Here is a 2,898-nt window from a genome sequence, read left to right as displayed (position 1 = left end):
AGGTACTACAGACTTGTGCTATACCAATCAACACCCCGGCGCATCCGCTTTAACCGCCCTCCGACCCCCCGCGCCGGCCCCCCACCCCGCTCGACCCGCCGGCCGGTTGTGTCAGGAGACGGAAACCCTTCAGACACAGAGAGTTCGGGCAAAGTTGACCCGGGCAAGCGTGTCGGCGACATCGCGGGGTGAGCTCACGCCGACGTGGGTGTTGTGGGTGCGGTTGCCGTTCTGCACGGTGATCTGGACGAAGCCGGTCGTCTTGCGCTCCTTGCAGAGCAGGAACAGCAGACCGAGCAGGCAGGCCAGCGCGAAGACGATGGCCAGGATGATCGCCCAGGCGGGGATCTTCTCCTCGGTCCGGGACATGTCCATCGCCGACCAGTTCGTCCCCTGGGCCGGCAGCACGCCGGCCGGGGTCACGATCCGGAACTGCTCGACCGAGATGTCGCCGACGGTGACGAGGACCGGGCCGGTCGGTAACGCCTGCAGTGGCAGCGATTGCGGCTGCTGGTGCGGTCCGCCGACAGGCGGCTGGTACGGCCCGGGCGGCGGTGTGAACTGGGTGGGCCCGAACTGGCTCGAGGGCGGCATGTAAGGCCCGGGCTGGGGCGCCGGTGCGGCCTCGTACTGCACCGGGAGATTCCGGGTCGGCTCCGGACTCTCGGGGCGGGGATCATGCGGAGAGTGAGGGGTTTCGGTCACCCGCCTAACCCTAAGCGTTCGGCATCCGGCGAGGGTGCGTGACCGCGAACCTGTGGAAAAGATAGCCTGCGAGGATTCCTCGACGTTCTCAGAAGGGACCGCGGTGAGCACTCCGACGCCTCCGGGCGACGATCAGAACGACCCGAACCGGCCGCAGGACACCCCCGAGACCCCGGAGCAGCAGCCGCCGAGTCAGTACGGTCAGCCGGGCCAGTCGGGTCAGCAGTGGGGCCAGCCGGGTCAGGAGCAGTACGGGCAGCCCGGCCAGGAGCAGCCCGGTCAATACGGCCAGGAGCAGCCCGGTCAGTACGGGCAGCCGGGCCAGTACGGGCAACAGCCCGGTTACGGCCAGCAGCCTGGCTACGGGCAGCAGCAGCCGGATCCGTACAACCAGAGCCAGGGCGGATACCCGGGCCAGCCCGGTCAGTACGGCCAGCAGCAGCCGGGGTACGGGCAGCAGCCGGGCCAGTACGGGCAGCAGTACGGCCAGCCGGGACAGTACGGTCAGCAACCGCCCGGTGCCTACGGTCAGTACGGCCAGCCTGGCGGTTACGGGTACGGTGCGGCCCAGCAGAACAACACACCGCAGGTGCTGTCGATCATCGGCATCGTCTGCTGGTTCTGCTGCAGCCCCGCCTCGATCGCGCTCGGTCTGATTGCCCAGGGCAAGTTCCGCGAGCAGGGTAAGTCGGACACCCTGGCCAAGGTGGCCTGGATCGGCGGCATCGTCTCCGTGGTACTGAGCGTGCTCGGCTACCTCACCGGAGTGATCGGCAACTACTGATCCACCACGCGCAGTGATCGTCGCCGGTGCCCGGGAACAGGCCCGGCGACGATTCAGTTCAGGTTGCGGGCGACGCCGTACACGACGAGCAGGGCGATCACGCCCTTGAGCAGCCAGTCCGCGGTCCGCGGGCTCATCGTCAATCGCGGCAGCCGGACCAGCCGGAGCGATTCGAGCGACCAGGCAAGCAACTGGTAGCCGACGGCAACACCGACGAGCGGGCCGAGGACGAGCACCACCGGGTTGAAGTGCCAGGCGGCGTCCAGATCGCCGCGGAGCAATGCGGCCGCCATCCTGGTCGATCCACACAGCGGGCAGTTCAGCCCTGTGGTCGCGTGCAGGATGCACGGAATGCCGATGTGCCCGCCGGACAACTGGTAGACGGCCGCCAGCCCGAAGCCACCCACTCCGACAGCGGTCAGGCCCCACACCCGCCGGTCCAGTGGCTGGACCGGCCCGGTCGGCCGGAGTACGACGCTCAGCGAAAGACTCACCGGACAACGGTAACTCTCATCCCGTGGGATCCGTGGCCTGGTCTGAGCCGTCCGACCACTAGCCTGCAAGTTCCCCTCAATAGTCATCAGTAGAAAGGACCGTCGTGAGCACTCCGACGCCACCGCCGGGTTACAGCCCGCAGGACCCTCAGCAGCCGGGTCAGTACGGCCAGCCGGGCCAGTACGGGCAGCCCCAGCAGCCGGGTCAATACGGGCAGCAGCAGCCCGGCTATGGCGCCCAGCCGCAGCCTGCCTACGGGCAGCAGCCCGGGTACGGCCAGCAGCCGGGCCAGCCAGGCCAGTACGGTCAGCCTCAGCAGCCGGGTCAGTACGGTCAGCAGCCGGGCTACGGCCAGCAGTACGGCCAGCAGTACGGCCAGCCGGGTTACCCCCAGGGCTACGGCCAGCCGGCAGGCTTCGGCGGGATCCCCGGCAACCTGGCCGCGTGGCCGAACCGGGTCGGCGGCTATCTCATCGACGCCCTGATCGTCGGCGTGCCGTACGGCATCGCCAGCGCGCTGGGCAGCGGTGACAGCTCCGCGCTGAGCATCCTCGCCCTGCTCTTCTACCTGGCCGGCATCGGTCTGGCGATCTGGAACATCGTGATCCGCCAGGGCAGCACCGGCCAGACCGTGGGCAAGCAGGTCCTCGGTCTGAAGCTGGTCGGCGCCGACACCGGCCAGCCGATCGGCGCGGGCAAGACCTTCCTGCGCCAGATCACCCACATCCTCGACAGCCTCGCCTGCTACGTCGGCTGGCTGTGGCCGCTGTGGGACGAGAAGCGCCAGACGTTCGCGGACAAGATCAACAACACCTACGTCATCAAGCTCTGACGTCGTACCGCGATCTCCCGGACGCCGCGCGCACTAAAAGCCGCCGGGTCCCCCCCCGAGAAAGTCACCGCAGGTTACCACC

General features: G+C 68.4%; 4 protein-coding genes. 2 read left to right on the top strand and 2 right to left on the bottom strand.

Annotated features, from left to right (window positions below):
* Positions 1-129 precede the first annotated feature (129 nt).
* A complete protein-coding gene (locus tag AB0E63_RS46335) occupies positions 130-705 on the bottom strand; it encodes a hypothetical protein (protein WP_360381281.1) in 576 nt (191 codons plus the stop codon).
* Positions 706-808: 103 nt separating this feature from the next.
* Between AB0E63_RS46335 and AB0E63_RS46330 the strand changes: the two genes are divergently transcribed.
* A complete protein-coding gene (locus AB0E63_RS46330) occupies positions 809-1,489 on the top strand; it encodes a hypothetical protein (RefSeq protein ID WP_360381278.1) in 681 nt (226 codons plus the stop codon).
* 53 nt (positions 1,490-1,542) lie between these two features.
* Here the strand turns inward: AB0E63_RS46330 and AB0E63_RS46325 are convergent, their stop codons facing one another.
* Entirely contained in the window at positions 1,543-1,983 is a 441-nt protein-coding gene (locus AB0E63_RS46325) for a DUF2752 domain-containing protein (protein WP_360381275.1), read from the bottom strand.
* A gap of 104 nt (positions 1,984-2,087) precedes the next feature.
* On the opposite strand from AB0E63_RS46325, the gene AB0E63_RS46320 reads away from it, so the two are divergent.
* Positions 2,088-2,816 carry an RDD family protein gene (locus AB0E63_RS46320; protein ID WP_360381273.1) on the top strand — a complete coding sequence of 243 codons (729 nt, stop codon included), beginning with the start codon at positions 2,088-2,090 and terminating at the stop codon, positions 2,814-2,816.
* Positions 2,817-2,898 lie beyond the last annotated feature (82 nt).

This window comes from Kribbella sp. NPDC026596 (genome assembly GCF_040638415.1).
GTDB lineage: Bacteria > Actinomycetota > Actinomycetes > Propionibacteriales > Kribbellaceae > Kribbella.
Note: the sequence above shows the minus strand (reverse complement) of the source record. Positions and strands in the feature narration are given on the sequence as shown.